Annotated in this window: 19 protein-coding genes, 2 tRNA genes and 1 other RNA gene; 18 read left to right on the top strand and 4 right to left on the bottom strand. The window is 45.5% G+C overall.

The annotated features are described in order from the left end of the window. Positions 1-31 precede the first annotated feature (31 nt). The 16 genes from dnaG (at position 32) to BR63_RS07100 (ending at position 14670) form a co-directional block, all read left to right on the top strand. On the top strand, positions 32-1861 hold the full coding sequence (gene dnaG / locus BR63_RS07180) for a DNA primase (protein ID WP_051965747.1): 1830 nt from the start codon (positions 32-34) through the stop codon (positions 1859-1861). Continuing rightward, complete coding sequence (rpoD, locus tag BR63_RS07175) at positions 1851-2981, top strand: RNA polymerase sigma factor RpoD (protein WP_243270078.1); 1131 nt, start codon at positions 1851-1853, stop codon at positions 2979-2981. Before dnaG ends, rpoD begins: the two co-directional genes overlap by 11 nt. Positions 2982-3044: 63 nt before the next feature. Beyond that, positions 3045-3119 (top strand) — tRNA-Ile (locus BR63_RS07170). 8 nt (positions 3120-3127) lie between these two features. After that, positions 3128-3203 (top strand) — tRNA-Val (locus tag BR63_RS07165). A 331-nt stretch (positions 3204-3534) separates the two neighbouring features. Beyond that, positions 3535-3798, top strand: coding sequence for a gamma-glutamyltransferase (locus BR63_RS07160; RefSeq protein ID WP_034422297.1), 264 nt, complete (start codon positions 3535-3537; stop codon positions 3796-3798). A gap of 3 nt (positions 3799-3801) precedes the next feature. Next, positions 3802-4011 carry a hypothetical protein gene (locus tag BR63_RS07155; protein ID WP_034422298.1) on the top strand — a complete coding sequence of 70 codons (210 nt, stop codon included), beginning with the start codon at positions 3802-3804 and terminating at the stop codon, positions 4009-4011. 150 nt (positions 4012-4161) lie between these two features. Continuing rightward, a complete protein-coding gene (locus tag BR63_RS07150) occupies positions 4162-4869 on the top strand; it encodes a tRNA (adenine(22)-N(1))-methyltransferase (protein WP_034422300.1) in 708 nt (235 codons plus the stop codon). Beyond that, positions 4845-5957 carry a Nif3-like dinuclear metal center hexameric protein gene (locus BR63_RS07145; protein ID WP_034422302.1) on the top strand — a complete coding sequence of 371 codons (1113 nt, stop codon included), beginning with the start codon at positions 4845-4847 and terminating at the stop codon, positions 5955-5957. The genes BR63_RS07150 and BR63_RS07145 overlap by 25 nt, the downstream gene beginning before the upstream one ends. A gap of 61 nt (positions 5958-6018) precedes the next feature. After that, entirely contained in the window at positions 6019-6732 is a 714-nt protein-coding gene (locus BR63_RS07140; RefSeq protein WP_034422304.1) for a zinc ribbon domain-containing protein, read from the top strand. Positions 6733-6767: 35 nt separating this feature from the next. Further along, complete coding sequence (locus BR63_RS19490) at positions 6768-8138, top strand: stalk domain-containing protein (RefSeq protein WP_081908152.1); 1371 nt, start codon at positions 6768-6770, stop codon at positions 8136-8138. Positions 8139-8387: 249 nt separating this feature from the next. Beyond that, entirely contained in the window at positions 8388-10085 is a 1698-nt protein-coding gene (locus tag BR63_RS07130; protein WP_034422306.1) for an FAD-dependent oxidoreductase, read from the top strand. 85 nt (positions 10086-10170) lie between these two features. Next, positions 10171-10344, top strand: coding sequence for a hypothetical protein (locus tag BR63_RS07125; RefSeq protein ID WP_161781878.1), 174 nt, complete (start codon positions 10171-10173; stop codon positions 10342-10344). An 80-nt stretch (positions 10345-10424) separates the two neighbouring features. Further along, positions 10425-10820, top strand: a complete 396-nt coding sequence (locus tag BR63_RS07120; RefSeq protein ID WP_034422307.1) for an iron-sulfur cluster assembly scaffold protein — start codon at positions 10425-10427, stop codon at positions 10818-10820. A gap of 309 nt (positions 10821-11129) precedes the next feature. After that, positions 11130-11927 carry an FAD binding domain-containing protein gene (locus BR63_RS07110; RefSeq protein ID WP_034422309.1) on the top strand — a complete coding sequence of 266 codons (798 nt, stop codon included), beginning with the start codon at positions 11130-11132 and terminating at the stop codon, positions 11925-11927. After that, the gene (locus BR63_RS07105) at positions 11918-12367 is read left to right on the top strand and encodes a (2Fe-2S)-binding protein (RefSeq protein ID WP_034422310.1); all 450 of its coding nucleotides are present in this window, start codon (positions 11918-11920) and stop codon (positions 12365-12367) included. The genes BR63_RS07110 and BR63_RS07105 overlap by 10 nt, the downstream gene beginning before the upstream one ends. Before the next feature lie 2 nt (positions 12368-12369). Continuing rightward, positions 12370-14670 (top strand): xanthine dehydrogenase family protein molybdopterin-binding subunit, encoded by a 2301-nt coding sequence (locus tag BR63_RS07100; RefSeq protein ID WP_034422312.1) that lies wholly within the window; start codon positions 12370-12372, stop codon positions 14668-14670. A gap of 143 nt (positions 14671-14813) precedes the next feature. Here the strand turns inward: BR63_RS07100 and BR63_RS07095 are convergent, their stop codons facing one another. From BR63_RS07095 to rnpB, 4 genes are all read right to left on the bottom strand, one after another. Next, the gene (locus tag BR63_RS07095; protein ID WP_034422314.1) at positions 14814-15059 is read right to left on the bottom strand and encodes a DUF1540 domain-containing protein; all 246 of its coding nucleotides are present in this window, start codon (positions 15057-15059) and stop codon (positions 14814-14816) included. A gap of 99 nt (positions 15060-15158) precedes the next feature. Beyond that, positions 15159-16067: an esterase/lipase family protein gene (locus BR63_RS07090; protein WP_034422315.1), complete on the bottom strand. Its 909-nt coding sequence runs from the start codon at positions 16065-16067 to the stop codon at positions 15159-15161. A gap of 69 nt (positions 16068-16136) precedes the next feature. Beyond that, complete coding sequence (locus tag BR63_RS07085) at positions 16137-16832, bottom strand: zinc dependent phospholipase C family protein (RefSeq protein WP_034422316.1); 696 nt, start codon at positions 16830-16832, stop codon at positions 16137-16139. A 136-nt stretch (positions 16833-16968) separates the two neighbouring features. Further along, positions 16969-17338, bottom strand: an RNA gene (gene rnpB / locus BR63_RS07080) — RNase P RNA component class A. Positions 17339-17616: 278 nt separating this feature from the next. On the opposite strand from rnpB, the gene BR63_RS07075 reads away from it, so the two are divergent. Together BR63_RS07075 and dapF are read left to right on the top strand one after the other, a co-directional pair. After that, positions 17617-18090 (top strand): HAD family hydrolase, encoded by a 474-nt coding sequence (locus tag BR63_RS07075; protein ID WP_034422317.1) that lies wholly within the window; start codon positions 17617-17619, stop codon positions 18088-18090. Positions 18091-18106: 16 nt separating this feature from the next. Further along, a complete protein-coding gene (gene dapF / locus BR63_RS07070; protein WP_034422318.1) occupies positions 18107-18967 on the top strand; it encodes a diaminopimelate epimerase in 861 nt (286 codons plus the stop codon). The last annotated feature ends 52 nt before the right edge of the window (positions 18968-19019 follow it).

Here is a 19019-nt window from a genome sequence, read left to right as displayed (position 1 = left end):
TATCAACTGATGATGGGGTGGTGACCGGGTCATGTCAGGACGAATTCCCGAAGAGTTTATAAGTGACCTGCGGCACCGGGTAGATATTGTGGAAATTATCCGTGAATATTTACCTTTAAGAAAACAGGGCAACAATTTTATTGGCTTATGTCCTTTCCATCAGGAGAAAACTCCTTCCTTTGTGGTTTCACCCCAGAAACAAATTTACCATTGCTTTGGCTGTGGTAAAGGCGGCAACGTTTTTTCTTTCCTCATGGAAAAAAATAGTCTCAGCTATCCCGAAGCTGTACTGTATTTAGCCAAACGCTGCGGGATTACCATGCCCGAGAATGACGTTTCACCTGAAAAAGCCAGGCAAGAAAAGAAGAAGCAGCGCTACTATGAAATCAATGAATTTGTGACACAATATTACCATCGCCTCTTATTTGAAGGAGCCGGTAAAGAAGCACTGCTTTATCTGGAGAGGCGGGGACTGAGCCAAGATAGTTGTGAAAAATTCCTCCTGGGTTACGCCCCACAAGCTTGGGACCAGCTAACCCGTTTGTTATTGGATAAAAAGGTTTTACCTGAGGAACTGCTTATTTTGGGATTGGCAAGTAAAGCCCAAAATGGCAATCTCATTGACCGTTTCCGTAACAGGTTGATGTTTCCTATTTGTGACGAACGAGGACGTGTCGTGGGCTTCGGCGGCCGGGTATTGGATGATTCTTTACCTAAGTACTTAAATTCCCCGGATACGCCGCTTTTTAGTAAAGGGAGATTTCTGTATGGTCTGAATCTAGCCAAGGGACCCATCCGCACTCAGGATCAGGTCATCATTATGGAAGGTTATATGGATGTAATCACTGCTCACCAGCACGGGATTAGTAATGCTGTGGCGACTTTGGGTACAGCCCTCACTACTGAACAGGCTAGAATGATGATGCGTTACACCTATAATACCGCCACCTGTTTTGATGCCGACAGTGCAGGACAGGAGGCCACCCTGCGGGGCCTCGATATTCTCCGGCAATTAGGCTGTCATGTTTCCGTCGTAACCATACCTGACGGCAAAGACCCCGATGAATTTCTTAACAAACAGGGTAGAGAGGCATTTTTAAAAAGAATACAGGAAGCCCTCCCCCTTTTAGAATATAAACTGCAGAAAATGCTGGAAAAATACGATGCTAGTACCGTAAATGGTAAAATCCAGGTGGTGCAGGGACTCATACCCGACCTTCATAAGGTACAGAGTCCCGTAGCCAGGCAAGGTTTTATCCAGTTGTTGGCCGATAAGCTTGGCTTTCCCGAGGTAGCTATTCATGCCGAGATCAGGAAATACCAGCAGGGAGAGGCTGGGCCAAATACAGGGGATAGAAACCTCAAATTGAGTAAGAATAAATTCGTTGCCGTTTCGGCCACCGCAAAGGCGGAGAGAACTCTCATCCGCCTGGCAGTAGAGATTCCGGAAATCACCCCGCAAATTGAAGAAGCCGGTGGGATAGAGCTTTTTACCCATAATTCTTTAAAAGAAATTTATCAGCTGAATTTAGTTATGCGTCAGGCTGGTCATAATATAAAGGCCAATGATTTAATGGCCTTTTTGGAAGCCAAAGAAAGCCAGGAAATCCTGGCAGAAATACTGATGGCCGATGAACTGCCCCAAGATTGGGAACGTGCCTTAAGAGACTGTCTTACAATTTTAGAACTTGAATATATTAATAGAAAAATCCAGGAAAAAAGCAACCTTATGATTCAATGTGAACAAAAGGGTGATATCAGCAAATCCCAAGAGTTGATGGCTCACATCCAACAATTGGTTATCCATAAACAGAGATTAATAGCTACCCTACGGAAGGGGGGGAATGGGTTTGAAAACTGAAAAAGACATAGAACAACTAAAAATTAATGGCGTGAAAGAACTTATCCAGAAAGGCAAAAAACGCGGTATTTTAACCTACCGTGAAATAATGGATACTCTACAGGGTGTGGAAATGACCCCTGAACAGATAGACGAGGTTTATGAACACCTCGGTTCCATGGGTATTGATGTGGTGCCTGATTCTGCTGATATTGAATCTTTCGGCGATGCACATGAGCCGGAGGTTATGGATGACCACCCGGAAGTTGAGGATGGGGAGATTGAAATTGATCTTTCCGTACCTGAGGGTGTTGGCATTGATGACCCTGTACGCATGTACTTAAAGGAAATTGGCCGGGTTCCCCTGCTCTCAGCTGAAGAGGAAGTGGAATTAGCTAAGAGGATGGAGCAGGGAGATGAGGAAGCCAAGCGTCGTTTGGCTGAAGCCAACTTGCGGCTTGTGGTCAGTATCGCCAAGCGCTATGTAGGTAGGGGCATGTTGTTTTTAGATTTGATCCAGGAAGGTAACCTGGGCTTAATCAAAGCGGTAGAAAAATTTGATTACCGGAAAGGCTATAAGTTCAGTACTTACGCTACCTGGTGGATTAGGCAGGCCATTACCAGAGCCATTGCTGACCAGGCCCGGACCATTCGTATTCCTGTGCATATGGTGGAAACCATCAACAAGCTCATTAGGGTTTCACGTCAATTGTTGCAAGAGTTAGGCCGGGAGCCATCACCTGAGGAAATCGCCAAAGAGATGGATATTCCTGTGGAAAGGGTGAGGGAAATTCTAAAAATTGCCCAGGAACCTGTATCCCTGGAAACGCCCATTGGCGAAGAAGAAGACAGTCATTTAGGCGATTTTATTGAGGATGAAGATGCACCGGCACCTGCCGAAGCGGCCTCCTTTATTCTCCTCAAGGAACAGTTGGAAGAAGTTCTGGAGACATTAACTCCCCGGGAAGAAAAAGTCCTCCGTTTACGTTTTGGTCTCGATGACGGGCGGGCCCGCACCCTGGAAGAAGTAGGCCAGGAATTTGGCGTTACCCGGGAAAGAATCAGGCAAATAGAAGCCAAAGCCTTAAGAAAACTTCGTCACCCCAGCCGCAGCCGCAAATTAAAAGATTATTTGGATTAAATTACTATTGACCGCTGCGGAAAATTATTATACAATAATCATTGTCTCCGATGGAGATTGACCGGGCCTATAGCTCAGCGGTAGAGCAACCGGCTCATAACCGGTTGGTCCCTGGTTCGATCCCAGGTGGGCCCACCAACTAAATTGGGCGATTAGCTCAGCTGGGAGAGCGCCTGCCTTACAAGCAGGATGTCGGCAGTTCGATCCTGTCATCGCCCACCATCTTTAAACAAAACATAGCACCATGCTCATGCATGGTGCTTTTTGTGCGCGACAACGGGGACGGTTCTACTGTCGCATTGCTTTTGTTTGCGACAATGTTCTGTCATTTATCAACTGGTGAAGTAATTATGCACTTACGCAAGCGTGACCCTAAATTAAGACTTTTTTATGATATAATAAGCATGATGAAGCCGGGTAACGGGTAAAACGGGTAGACTAGAGGGGGATCTCTATGCATCGTCCTGTGGTCATGGGTAAACTTGGTATGGTTTAATGCCATGGAAGCTGCCATTACGGTTAATGTCGTTCTCAATGTGGTGTAGCCCTATGCTTGCGGCATGGGCGGGGATGTCTTCTTTCTGTACCCGGTTGTGTCCACGCCTGGCAGGAAATTTATGAGCGATTCGCCACCAAGAGTTTGGCATATTTATTTGCCCCGACCATAGATTATGCCCAGGGTTTCCCAGCCAGTCATCACCTGGTAGAAATTATCCGCAAATATAGTGATATACTACAAAAGGACCGGGAACTGCAAAAAAAATTTTTTACCCCGGGGCAGCGTTTCCCGTCCCGGAGATATCATCTGCCAGGATGATTAATGGACTTTTACCTGGGAACTATCGCCCAGAAGATAGAGAAAGAATTTTCCACCTCGTTCCAGAATCTCCGCATAGAACAGACTAAAGAAAAACTAAGGTTCGCCGCCAGTTATGGCATCCGGCCACTGGCGGCATTAGGCACATCCTGTGTCGTCGAAATCAGACCACCCTCAACATTCCATTTATGGAATGTTGAGGGTGGGGTCTGACCATATGAATGCCCCTCTGATTTTTCATCCTCACTTCGCAAAGTCTGTTTCGCTATGCTCCAATATGGAACTTTTATGGCAAATTCCTTATTCTGAGGATTACTTTCAGGGTAGTGGTGTACTACTTCATTGAAAGAAAGAGGTAATAACGTGCTCAATTTATCCCAGCGTTTACTGGCCCTGGCCCGTTTGGTGCCGCAGGGTTCCAGGGTGGCAGATATCGGTACGGACCATGCTTTTCTCCCCTGTTATTTGGTGAAAGAAGGGATTGCTTCCTTTGTCATAGGCGTGGATGTTCATGAAGGACCATACCAGGCGGCCTGCCGTACCGTGAGGGCCTACAATGTGGCGGAACAGGTAGAAATACGGCGGGGCGACGGGCTGACAGCGCTTATGCCGGGTGAGGTAGATGTGGTGATTATTGCCGGGATGGGAGGAAGTACCGGCAGGGACATTTTAGAGAATTCTCCTCAAGTAGTGGAAAAACTGAAAAAAATGATTTTCCAGCCCATGAACGGAGCTGACGTAGTTCGCAGGTGGCTGTCGGAGCATAACTGGGTGATTACCGGAGAGGATATTATTTACGAAGATAAAAGACTTTTTGTGGTAATTGCTGCGGAAAAAGGGGAAAGAACGGCCCTCACGGAAGAAGAAATTCATTATGGGCCTCTCTTAATCAAGATGAGACACCCTTTACTGCAGGAAGTTTTACAGAAAGATATAGAAGCGATGCAGGAAATACTCAAGCAGTTGGCGAAATCTCAAAATCAAGAGAGTAGAGTAAAAGTAAATGAATTTACGAGAAAAATCCACATGGCAAAGGGGTTACAGGAATGGTTGTTCGCTGCCAAACAGTAGCACAGTTAATTGAAAAATTTGCACCCAAATACTTGGCCGAGGACTGGGATAATATCGGCCTGCAGATAGGCGACCCGGCCCAGGAGGTAAGGAAGATTTTTGTCTCCCTGGATTTGAACCTAGAAGTCCTTGATGAAGCCCTCAGCCTGGGCGCAGACATGCTTGTTGTGCACCATACGCCCCTTTTCAAACCCCTTAAAAACATCAGGACTGATTTGCCTTTGGGCCGCCTTATTGCCAGGATTGTGGAAAACCGGCTGGTTCTCTATACTGCTCATACCAACCTGGATTCGACCTGGGGTGGTGTAAATGATGTTTTGGCCCAAAAACTCAAGCTCCAGGATGTAACAATACTCTCCTCCGGCTGGCAGCAGAAACTCTTTAAACTGGTGGTATTCGTGCCCCTGGATTACGTGGAAAAGGTTCGTGAGGCCATTTCTGTGGCAGGAGGAGGGTGGATCGGTAATTACTCCGACTGTACATTCCAGTTAAAAGGCACGGGGACTTTCCGGCCCTTGTCCGGCACCAATCCTTTTATCGGTGAGCAGGGTAAACTGGAATATGTTGAGGAAATTCGCCTGGAGACCATTGTTCCGGAAGAAATTCTTTCTAAAGTCGTGAAAGCTATGCTCAAAGCACATCCCTATGAAGAAGTGGCTTATGACATCTATCCCCTGGCCAACCCCGGTAAGCAGGCAGGTTTGGGGAGAGTGGGTTATTTGGCTGCACCCTTATCCCTAGCAGATTTTATTGAACTCGTGAAAGAATCCCTGGGGATATCTCATGTCCGTTATTGCGGCGATTTGCATAAAACCGTCCGTAAAATTGCCTTATGCGGGGGAAGCGGCGCTTCTTTTATTGCCCAGGCCGTTTTTGCCGGTGTCCAGGTTTTGTTAACTGGAGATATCAAGTACCATGAGGCCCAGGAAGCTCTTTCTCAGGACCTGGCACTGGTGGACGGCGGCCATTTTGCCACAGAACAGCCTGTTGTTGATGTATTGGCCGATTTCCTCCGCCAGCAGCTGGCTAAGGAGGATGTACAGGTTTTTGTTTCCCGGATCAATACAGATCCTTTTCGTTATTTATAGGATGGGAAGTTATTTCCTGTCCTTTTATTTTTTTTAAGATCATCAAGAGAGGAGAGGTAGTATGGAACAAGCAAGATTAATATGGGATTTGCAAGCAATCGCCCAGGAAGAGTATGTCCTGCAGAAAAAAGAAGGATTAAAGTCTCTGGTGGTTCGCTTAAAACAACTGCAGGACAGCATTAAAAGAGCGGAAGAAGAAAGCAGCAAACTGGGTAACCTCCTTGCCGGGGCAGAGGCTAAGGCTACCAAGCTTGATACAGAAGTAGCGAGGATCACCAAACAGGCCCAGGGAAGTAAGGATAAGTTGTACCAGGCCAAAGGCGGGTCTTTAAAAGAATTATTAAGTTTACAGCAATCTCTGATCAAAATGGAAGAAGAAGTGAATAAGAGTGAAAACCGTTACATGGAGGTACTGAATGAGATAGAAAACCTCAAGAAGAAACAAGAGCAGGTGAAGGAAATTATTAAATCCCTGAAGAAAGAATATAACGAGGGTGTGAAGGAGTATAAGAAAGCCGTAAGCCAGCTGGATTTTAAACTTGCCGAACTAAAACTAAAGAGGGAGGAAATCGAGGAGCAATTAAGTCCTGAGACATTACGGCTTTATACGGAAACGGAAAGGCGTTTTCCCAGGAATGCCGTGGCAAAAATCAAAGGGGGGACTTGTTCAGGCTGCCACATCAGTATCCCCTCGGTTTTAGTCCTGCGCATCAAAGAGGGTAAAACTTTACAGCGCTGCGACAACTGCGGGAGAATTTTAATAAACATTCCCTAAGCACCTAGTTTTAGCTGAGTTAAGTGGAGGACAGCATGAAAAAAAGAGCAACAATAATCATTCTAATCTTTTTACTTTTCATCTCTCTTCATGTACAGGCAGCAGAATTATCCTATAGCATAAAAGATCAAACCTATTACCAGGTGACCACTACTTATTACTTTAAAAACGTGGGCACATCGACTGCCCGGGATATTAATCTTGCCATAACATTACCCAATGTCTATTTAACGAAAAACATGCCCTATTCCCATTTGATAGCCACCAAATACTCACAAGAGCCCCTGGAAATCACTACAGACCTGAAAGGCAATCGCACCGGTAAGTTTAATATTGCGGCTATTAAGCCAGGTGAAAAAAAAAGCTTAAGTATCCAGCAAGTTTACCGCGTGGGTAAGATTAGTTTTACCATTGATCCTGGGAAAATAGAAAGTTATAAGCCCCTGGAGCCGGCATTGATTCCTTATTTGAAGCCGGCACCGGGCATCGAGAGCGATAATCCCCTAATCATCAAGAAAGCCAAGGAGATAACCGGAGGGGAAACCAATCCTTTTCTTAAAGCCAAAAAGATTTTTGCTTTTTTGAACAGCCATATGCATTATGCCGATAAACCCACAGATCCTGCCAATAAGGGGGCTCTCTCCGCATTGCAAACAGGGATCGGGGTCTGTGAGGATTACTCTGATTTAATGGTAGCCCTTCTGCGGGCTGTAGGGGTACCAAGCCGCACTGTGGCCGGGTGGATGGGAACTATAAGCCAACCCCAGGTGACTATTGCCGACGAAAGCGGTCAGAAGCTTCCGGGTCATATGTGGGTGGAATACTACCTGCCTGGTTATGGCTGGATACCGGCTGATCCCACTTATACATATCTCTATAATGGGGTTCCTACCGTTGATTACAGCAGGTTGACGGGATTAAATGAACTGCGTTATGCAGAGGAAAGCGAGGCAGAAAGTTACCGGGTTTATTACAGTTACTATAATGGTAAATTGGAAGGATACTTCACCATCACCTTAACCAAAAGCCAGATTCCCCCCAGTTATGATGCCGACCGGGAACCGGTAACCCTTTACCTGGAAGGACTGCCCCTTATTTATGATGTCGAACCGGTAATTGCCGGAGGACGTACTTTAGTACCGCTGCGGGGCATTTTCAGTACTCTGGGGGCTCTTGTATCCTGGGATGAAGCTTCCCAAACCGTAACAGCCAGGACAGCCTCTAAAACAATTACCCTGAAGATTGGGAGCACCAATGCACAAATAAACGGACAAAATGTAGTCCTGGATGTCCCGCCCCAAATTATTGCCAACAGGACCATGGTGCCCCTGCGCTTTATTGGCGAAGCCCTGGGGGTACAAGTTAACTGGGATAGTAATATCAGAGTGATCAATCTCAACTTTTAATCTTTTTCCCTCAATGCCGGTTACCGGCAGTTTTTTTGATATCATAATCCGCCCGGAGGACTCCCGCCTCTAAGCGAAGCGTAGGCGGGAGAGGCTCACGCAGTCATTAACGGGTGCAGTGGAGAAGTGGACATGTAATTATTGTTGACGTATGCTCAAAATAGGTTTAGTATAGAGATGAATTAAATTTAACAAATGTTTATAATATAAACGAATACAGATTGTAAATATTAGCAGAGGGGGGCTTTTATGACCAACAAGTATGTGATTATTGGCGGGGTTGCATGTGGACCTAAGGTTGCAGCGAGATTGCGCCGCTTAGACCTGGATGCGGAAATTACCATTATTGAAAAGGGAGAAATTCTCTCCTATGGCGGTTGTGGTATGCCATATTACATTTCCGACGAAGTGCATGATATCAAGGAACTGTGGAGTACGCCCGTAGGTGTTCCCCGTGACGTCCAGTTCTTTAAGAAAGTAAAAAATATCGAGATTATGGATAGAACCCTGGCCCAGAAAATCAACCGTACAGAGAAAAAAGTTGAGGTAGTGAGACTGGAAACTGGTGAGGTCCAGGAGATCTCTTATGACAAGCTGGTATTAGCTGTTGGGGGCACACCCGTGGACCCGCCCATTCCCGGGAAAAACTTAAACAATGTGTATAAACTGAATCATCCCTATGATGCCGAAGGAATTAAAAAAGCTGTAGGCACTGGTAAAATTAAAAATGCGGTTATTGTAGGCGGGGGGTTAATAGGTTTAGAAGTAGCCGAATCCTTAACAAAACTGGGCATCAAAGTCGTTATTGTGGAGATGCTGGATCGTGTCTTACCCAAAATGCTGGATATCGAAATGGCCAGTCTCTTAATGCATGACATGAGAGTTAACGGGGTCGATATTTCCGTCAATAATAAGGTTTTAAGTTTCGAAGGTGACGACCAGGGGAACCTGAAGGCAGTTGTGACAGAACAGGGGACCATAGAAGCCCAACTGGCCCTGGTCTCCATTGGTGTAAGACCCAACAGTAAACTTGCTCAGGAAGCAGGTTTGGAAATAACAGACAATGACGCCATCAAAGTAAACGAATACCTGCAAACAACAGACCCGGATATCTATGCCGGTGGCGATTGTGTAGATAATTATCATTTAATTTTAAAGAAACGAGTCTATACCCCTTTGGGCGATCTGGCCAATATCCATGGAAGGATAATTGCCAATAATATTGCCGGGACTCCGGAAGAATTTCCAGGTGTATTGGGAACAACTATTTGCAGGGTTTTTGATTTTAACGCGGGTAGTGTAGGGCTTACTGAAGAGAGGGCGCGGGAACTACATTATGATGTGGTCACAGTACTTGCACCTGGGCCTGATAAAGCCCATTTTTATCCAACAGCAAAAACTATTTTTATTAAACTGGTCGGAAACAAAAAAGATGGAAAAATTATTGGCGCACAGGTTATCGGACCTGGTGATGTGGCCAAAAGGTTGAATATGTTAAGTTTGGGACTTTATTATGGAATAACGGCCAAAGAAATGGCCAAGATGGATCTTGCTTATGCTCCACCTTTTGCGCCTGCTATGGATAACTTAATCACGGCGGCCAATATTATACAAAACAAGATTGATGGTATTGCCAAATCCATTTCCGTATTGGATGTAAAGAAAAAGTTAGAGAATAATGAAGACTTTATCTTATTGGATGTGAGAAGCCCTAAAGAAGTAGAAGAGATGTCTTTACCTTATAAAAACGTAGTCTATATACCCCTGGGTGTGTTAAGAGAAAAGTATGACCAACTTCCTCGCGATAAGGAAATTATCATATTCTGTAAAGTTAGCCTGCGGGGATATGAGGCGCAAAGGATATTAGAAGAAAAGGGATTTACCAATATCAAGTTTATGGATGGCGGCATAGTGAGCTGGCCTTTCGAACGTAGTGTCAAGAAATGATAAGATAAGAGGTGGTTAATCATGGCCCAATGTAACAGTAATACCCGTGGCTGTAACGAAGAGAAATGTGGACAGGATGCATGTCATGGTGGTAAGAAAAGTTATCAAAGCCAACCTCATATGTCAGGAGTTTAAAATACCTTTGCTGTGTGTCCTGCCCTTGCAATCCTCCCTCAGTACCTTGGGTGATGAAGGCAGGATAGAAGAATTTAACAGTGAGGAGTTCTTAAAGACCGACCTTTTACTTGTTCAGTTTTAGAAGCCAATCGTATAGGCATATAGTTAGAAGGTGCTCTCATAGATAGAGAGTACCTTTTACTTAGAGAGGGAGGTTTTTATATGTATACCGAGAAGATATTAGACCACTTTACTAATCCGCGTAACCTGGGAGTTTTGGAAGATGCCGATGGCATCGGCGTATTGGGAGATCCAGGATGTGGAGATTATATAAAAGTCTATATTAAGGTAACTGATGATCATATTAGTGATATACGCTTTCAGATAGCCGGATGTCCGGCGGCCATTGCCTGTGGCAGTGCCATGACCGAACTGGCGAAAGGCAAATCCATAGATGAGGCCGCGGAAATTTGCGATGCAGATATACTGGAGTACCTGGGGGGGCTTCCCGAGGAAAAGGCCCACTGTTCCAATCTGGGAGCGGGTGCTTTACAAAATGCCATCATTAATTATCTGGTAAAAGCGCTGCAACAGCAAGAGCATGTAACTGTTATCTAGATAAGGTATGGGGCATTAGGTGGTCATATGTATAGAACCCTGTTTATAGTATAATTAATGGGTTCTCATGAGTGCCAGAAGCAAAATTGCGGAAGCTATTATCAAAGGCAAGGCCATGAGGATAGAAGGTGGGAATTATAAAATCGCGAAAGGTGTTATAAGTGGTGACGGGTCTGATTGCCCTGATTTTAAATATTGTTTTACCCGAAGACCAGGAAAAAGGATTACAAAATAAAAAGGTCGAATCTATCACGGAAAAGGCTTAACATCTTGTAATGCTTAACCATTGAGGGATGAGGGAGGATCATTATGTTTACAATTCAGGACTATGTTGTTCCCGGAACGCTGGAAGAAGCGTACGGGATTTTAAAAGCAAAAAGGAATAATACCATTCTTGGCGGATGTGCCTTTCTGCGGCTGGGTTCTCAAAGAATAGGGACCGCCATTGATTTAGCCAGGCTTAATTTAAATTTCATCAACGAGTATGAACAAACCATTGAAATTGGGGCCATGACCACTTTCCGTGACGTTGAGATAAGCCCCCTTTTGAAAGAATACTTTAACGGTCTTTTACCCCAAGCGGTAAAGCATATCGTGGGGGTACAGCTGCGCAATATTGTGACGGTAGGCGGTACCGTTTATTCCCGTTACGGTTTTTCCGATCTCATCACGGCCCTACTCTCCCTGGAAGCTGAGGTGGAGTTATTTAAGGCCGGGCGGGTTTCTCTGGAAAACTTTCTGGAAAACGGGTCGGCAAAAGATATTCTGGTTAAAGTAATCATTCCCAAGACGGCCAAAAAAGCGGTATTTAACAGCATGCGGAATTCGCAAAGCGACTATGCCATTGTAAATGTCGCCGTCTCTAAAGAGGGAGACCGGTGGCTTTTAGTGGCAGGGGCCAGACCCCAGCGGGCCCAAATTGCCAAAGAGGCTTCGTTATATTTGGCCAACAGCAGCTTATCTTCGGAGGACATCGAACATGCTGCAAACCTGGCCACCAGTGAATTGACCTTCGGCAGTAACATGCGGGCCAGTCAAAAATACCGTGAGGCCGTCTGCAAAGTTCTTCTAAAAAGAGCCATAGGGGAGGTTTTAGCGTGCGAATAAAGGTGACGGTCAATGAAAAAGTGATGGAAATGGAAGCCCCTTATGATGAATTTTTAGCCGATACATTGAGAAAGCATGGTTTTTTAAGCGTGAAAAAGGGGTGCAATACGGGCTCCTGTGGTTTATGTACCGTCTGGCTGGACGGTAAACCGGTACTCTCCTGTTCTTTTCTTACAATGAGAGTAAACGGGGGAAATATTACCACTATTGAGGGTGTGCAGAAAGAGGCCCGGGAGTTTGCCGATTTCCTGGTCAAGGAAGGCGCAGACCAGTGTGGCTTCTGCAGCCCCGGGTTTATCATGACGGTCCTGGCCATGAAGCGAGAGTTGTCCAACCCTACAGAAGAAGATATCATCCACTATCTGACAGGGAATCTTTGCCGCTGCACAGGGTATCAGGGACAGTTGCGAGCAATTAAAAAATATCTGGGGGTTGTGTAGTGATGCGTATAGTAAATCAGCCAATCTCTAAGATTGACGGGATGGATATTACCACGGGAAAGCCTGTTTATACAGACGATTTGGCTCACGGCCATGAGCTGGTGGTAAAAATTCTGAGAAGCCCTTATGCTTTTGCCAGGATCAAAGCCATTAATTTAGAAAAAGCTAGCCGGATACCCGGCGTGGAGTGCATACTTACATATCAAGACGTTCCCAAAACACGTTTTACCATGGCCGGGCAGTCCTATCCCGAGCCCTCCCCCTACGACCGTTTAATCTTAGACGAATACGTGAGGTATGTGGGGGATGAAGTAGCCATTATCGCCGCCGCAGATGAGAAGGCGGCCGAAAAAGCTATGAAGCTGATTAAAGTAGAATACGAAATCCTGGAGCCCGTTCTGGATTTTGAAAAGGCTATCGGTCATCCCTCAGTAGTCCATCCGGAAGGAGATGTCACAGTAAATATGGACATCGGGATGGATAAAACAAAGAATATCGCCTCTTCCTGTAAAATCGAAGTCGGTGATGTGGAAGGGGAACTGAAAAACAGTGATGTGGTCGTGGAAGGAACCTATTATACGCAGGCCCAGGCCCATGCCATGATGGAAACTTACCGTGCCCTAACCTATTTTGACCACAATGGAAGGCTTACCATCGTCAGTTCCACTCAGATTCCCTTCCACGTGAGAAGGATTGTGGCCAGGGCTTTGCAAATCCCCATGAGCAGGGTCAGGGTCATCAAGCCCAGGATTGGCGGCGGGTTCGGAGGGAAGCAGACAGCCTCGGTGGAAGTCTTTCCTGCTCTCGTGACCTTGAAAACTGGCAAGCCCGCTAAGATCATTTACGACAGAAGGGAAACCTTTGCCTGTACCACCAGCCGTCATGCCATGCGGATTACTGTAAGACTGGGGGCCGATAAAGAGGGGAATATCAAAGCGATAGATATGCAGGCTTTGTCTGATACAGGGGCCTATGGCGAACACGCCCCTACGGTTTTTGCCGTGGCCGGGTATAAGACACTGCCCCTGTATGGTAAAGCCAGGGCCGTCAGGTATATGGGCCATGCCGTCTATACCAACAAAATGCCGGCAGGGGCCTTACGGGGCTATGGCGTGACCCAAGGCACATTTGCCCTGGAATCAGCCATCAATGAACTGGCGGCTAAACTACAGATGGACCCGGCGGAGTTGCGGGAAAAGAATATTATCAGGGAAGGGGACGCCCATCCGGTTTTAGGTGAAACCCCGGAAGGAAAGCCGGTTGTATTGGCAAGCAGTGCCTTGGACCGCTGTATTAAAAGAGGTAAAGAACTCATTGGCTGGGAGGAAAAATACCCCCGGAAAGTTGTCAGTGACACCAAAATCCGTGCCGTGGGCATGGCCATCACCATGCAGGGTTCAGGGATAGCCGGCATTGATACGGCTTCTGCCGTCATCAAGTTGAATGATGACGGTTTCTATACCCTGCTCTTAGGTTCCACAGATATGGGGACCGGCAGCGACACCACCATGGCCCAAATAGCCGCAGAAGTATTGGAAACCACCATGGACAAAATCATTGTCCATGCCGCCGATACGGATATCTCACCCTATGATACGGGTTCCTATGCATCCAGCACTGCCTATGTCACAGGAAATGCCGTCATCAAGGCTGCCGAAGACATGAGAACAAAAATTATAGAGGCCGGAGCTAAACTTTTAGGTGTGGATTCTGAAGAAATAGAATTTGACGGTGAGTTCGTGCGGGCGATAAATAAAGATCTATCCTTATCCCTTGATGAAATGGCCCGGCGTTTAATTTCCGGGGAAGGAAAGTTGCAGCTGGTAGGTACGGGTACTTTTGGCGGGGATACAAGTCCTCCGCCATTTATTGCCGGCTTTGCCGAAGTAGAAGTTGATACGGAGACGGGGAAAATAGATGTAATTGAATACGTGGCTGTTGTGGATTGCGGCACCATGATTAACCCTAACCTTGTCCGCATCCAGGTGGAAGGCGGCCTGGTCCAGGGTATCGGCATGGCCATGTATGAAGATGTCAAATACAGTGAGCGTGGCAAAATGCAGACCGATACCTTTATGCAGTATAAAATCCCCTGCAGGAAGGATATCGGGAAGATTACGGTGGAGTTTGAGCCCAGTTATGAGCCCACGGGGCCCTTCGGCGCCAAGTCTGTGGGTGAAGTGGTCATTAATACACCTTCACCGGCCATCGCCCATGCTGTTTATAATGCTGTCGGTGTTAACATCAGAAATCTGCCCATTACGCCTGAAAAGGTATTAATGGCAATTCTGGAGAAAAAATAAAGGAAGAAGAAAGAACCGGACTCCACGGAGTCCAAATAACTTATTTATATGACAGAGTTTTTGCCATAAAAAATAATAAAGATGACCCCCGGCACGGGGATCATCTTTATTAGAGGATATCAATACCTGGAGTAATTACCTGATTAGGTTGTCTTCTTTACTCCGTCTAATCTTTCATCGCCAGAACCTTTGCGCACAAAAGTTTTACAACAGGTGGCCATGCAGTCGTCAACAGGTGTAGTGGGGAATTGGGCATGATTGGGTGCATCTAATGTATCTGGCCTTTCAGCGGCTAAGTTGTCGGATGTTACCATAATTTCATTAGCTGCACAAATGTTACCTTTGTCCCAGTAGTGACAAGTGTTCACACTGCAATAGATATTGGACATAATGTAAAACCTCCTTGTACATTTTGCGTTTATTGTTTGTCGATTTAAATAAAGATATTCCTATATCCTTACTATTCGTGATTGTTTTTTGGCAGATGATTAGGGGGAGGGTGAAGCCAGGGTTACGATATAGGAAATGACACTCTGGTCATCTAAGATTTGCAAATGGCTGTTGAATCTGTATTTAGAATGGGTGGGGTTATTGTTTAAAATGAACCCCGCTGTGAGAGGATCTCCTTCGGCATCGATTAGGCAGGAGGTTTTGCTGCGTACAAAATAATCTTTATAATGTGAGAAGGTCGCTACTTGTATCCCATCTCTTTGCAGTTGTTTGATGGATGAAGTGCGTAACTGAAGGAAATCTTGATAAAACCGGGATTCATAAATTAGTTCTTTAACTGCAGTGCTCCCCCAAACTGAGCCACTAGCATCGAGAATTCTCATAAGTATTCCCGGAACATTGATGGTAGAGCCCATTAAAGGAGAATTTAAGGTGATAACACCATGGATTTTTTTCCTGCTTTCCGGGTGGGTCGTACTTACAAAATCCAAGGCTATTCTGCCCCCTAAACTATGCCCCACCAGAATAAAGCGGGCCTCGGGGTTAGCCTGAGTTATATTTTCAATTAATTGTTCTAATTGGTATACACTAAGATAAAGGGATTGACCGGTATTTTTACGGGTGTACGGGTAGGGGACCCAATTGCCGTTCTCAATGTGCCCGCCCATATAACTATAGAGGAGAAAGCGGTTATCGTGGTATGAATAACCTACTACAGACATGGCACGTCTAATGTTTTCAAATCCCATGTTGGCAAAAGGACTGCCATCACACCAGCTATCTATACCATGGAGAAACACAAAATAGAGATTACGGTTAGAAGTTACAGATTCTGGTGGCAGAATAGGCCGGTGGCCCTCATACCGCTCATTTTTTATATGGATAATATCTGTAAATGAAAATAAAACAAAAGTAAGAATGATGATTAATAATCCGTTTTTCTTCATAACCGCCCCAGCACCGCAATATTTATGAATAAAAGCAGCAATATCGCATAAGAATGTTGTCACTCGTGCTCAATGAACTAACCGGTAGAACCACAACCAGAAGCCGCTTGTGCTGGCTTGGGCTCGTGGTAGAAGTATACTTGCCGCCAGGTGATAATGATCTTCAGGACTGTTTAACTGAACGTATGGAAAATAATCAAAGGAGTAAGCAGCATTTAAATGAATCCATTCCTCCGGTTTCTTAAGATCAAGGTATATGTCACCATGGGTGATGGAGTAATTTTCCCGGTGTTTCCTGACCCATCTTTCAAATTCAACGTGACCCTTTCCCAAAACGCAACGGGAATGGTGGGGAACACACATATCCTGAACCAGGTGCGTGGCCGCTCCCAGAAAAAACATGGCCTTTTCATACTGTTTATTTTTCCATAGTTCAAGGGATTTCACCAAAAAATATTCACAGGTCAGGGTTGCATTGGGCCACAGCCATTTACCGGCTTTGGTCTCGTTATCATAGAAGTGGCAAAAAGCCTTTAATCCCGTATCCGCCCAGGTGACCCCCAAGTCCAGTTCTTCTGAAAAATAGCTAAAGAAATCGGCTTCCTTTCGATAACCGTCATTGTACAGTATTTCTTTAGCCTGTCGGTTTAAAAAAGTGTGGGTAAGGCTTGCTCCCCTAACACAATGCATGGGCAAAGGTAATGTTTTTAGTTTTTGGTAATTGACTGTCAAGGGACTAAGCATGGAAAGCACTAGATTGAACATTGATGTACCTCTCGCGCGTAACAGTGGAATATTTTATTTTTACCACTATTGGGTCTATAATATCTATAACCGTTGAAAAAAATTGAAGAAAAGAAAAAAATAAAAGAGCGTGGAATATCCACGCTCTTAACTGAAGCACAAGAGTTTGCCTGTAAGCCGAGTTCTGTACTCCTTGCGGAGCGATGATCATCTATCTGGGATGCCAGTTACCTGGCACCTCAAGCGACCTAACCCGGGAGCGGAACGGGCAGTTCCATTGCTCCTCTATTCGGTCTTGCTCCAGGTGGGGTTTACCGAGCCAGCCAGTCACCTGGCTGCTGGTGAGCTCTTACCTCACCTTTCCACCCTTGCCTGTGCGAACCTGTCGCCATCGGCGGTATGTCTCTGTGGCACTTTCCTTGGAGTCGCCTCCACTGGGTATTACCCAGCACCCTGCCCTGCGGAGCTCGGACTTTCCTCAGACACAGCCTTTCGGCATTTGTGCCCGCGATCATCCGGCATACTCATGTGCTTTATTTTTTCAAGGAATTAAATTGTAGCATATTACATAATGTATAGCAACATGTAATAGTTGGTATATCTATGATACCAAATCATTTAAGAATAGTTTTTTCTGGTTTTATATTCTCTATTTCACCAATTTCTATCATAATTATACTATAGACCGCAAGAAAATGATAGTGATTACTATTAACAGATTTTATAAAAATTTTCCTTGGGAAAGGTTAGCTGGTAAAGAATTGAGACAACATTAGATTATTCGATCTTGCAAGGAGGGAGAATCATGTTTAGCTACAACATACCTGGACGGGGTATCATTCATATTGAGCACCTGGTTTTAGACTTAAACGGGACTATTGCTGTGGATGGTAAAATAATTCCCGCGGTATTTCCACTTTTGGAACAAATACAAGAGAACCTGACAGTACATATCATAACTTCCGATACTTTCGGCAGCGTGGAGGAGCAGTGTCAGGGTTTGCCTTTTGTGATAAAAAAACTGTCTTCCGGGGACCATATCCGGGAGAAAGAGGAATACGTTAAAACTTTGGGAGTACATAAAGTTTTGGCCATAGGTAACGGCGTAAATGATGCCAGGATGTTAAAAAACAGTATCCTCTCCATTGCCGTGATCGGAAGGGAAGGTTGTGCCCGGGAAGCTCTCTTTAATGCACAAATAATTGTCCAAAGCATCGAGGATGCTTTGGCTCTCGTCCTTAATCCTCAAAGAATGAGGGCCACTTTGCGTTCTTATTAAAAGGAAGGTGTATGACATGAAGTTTGATTATTACAAGTATCACGCGCTAGGCAATGATTATATCGTCATTGACCCTGGTGAATGTGACATAAAAATGACGCCTGATAACATCCGCCTCATCTGTCACCGCCATTTTGGGATAGGTTCGGACGGTATTCTCTATGGACCACTGGTAAACCCGCAAAAAGAACTGGTCCTCAAGATCTACAACCCCGACGGCAGTGAAGCCGAAAAGAGCGGGAACGGGATCAGGATTTTTTCCCGGTATCTTTTTGAAAGAAAATATGTCCAGGGTAAAAACTTTTCGCTAAGAACCCTGGGCGGTGCTGTCCAGGTGGAAATCCTGGATGAAGGGGCATCTCTGATTAAAGTGGACATGGGGAGGGTAACCTTTAGTGCCGAGGAGATACCGGTTCTCGGACTGGAGGGTGAAGTGGTAGCGAGGGAACTAACACTTACCAGTGGAGAAAAAATGCCGGTTACCTGTGTATCTATCGGTAATCCCCACTGTGTGGTGCCCATGGAAGGAATTTCCTGGGAAATAGCTCATAAATATGGCCCGCTCCTGGAAAACCATCCCCAGTTTCCCAAAAGAATAAATGTCCAGTTTCTTAAGGTTTTGGACCCTCGAAATCTGGCCATTGAAATCTGGGAAAGGGGCGCCGGCTATACCCTGGCCTCCGGCAGCAGCAGCTGTGCGGCTGCCAGTGCGGCTTACAGGTTGGGATTATGTGAAAAAGAAGTTAATGTCCATATGCCGGGAGGTACCATTAAGATAGAGATAGCAGAGGACTGGAATGTCCGGATGACAGGCCCTGTTACCGCTGTAGCCAAAGGTTGTTTCGGCCCGGACCTGCTGGCGGCTTTACAAATTTAGGTTGACAATCTGTCCCTCTATTCAATATAATACCTGCAAATGCATCGTGTTT

Source organism: Thermanaerosceptrum fracticalcis, from assembly GCF_000746025.2.
In the GTDB taxonomy this organism is placed as follows: Bacteria; Bacillota; Peptococcia; order DRI-13; family DRI-13; genus Thermanaerosceptrum; species Thermanaerosceptrum fracticalcis.
This window is presented reverse-complemented; position numbering and strand designations above follow the sequence as displayed.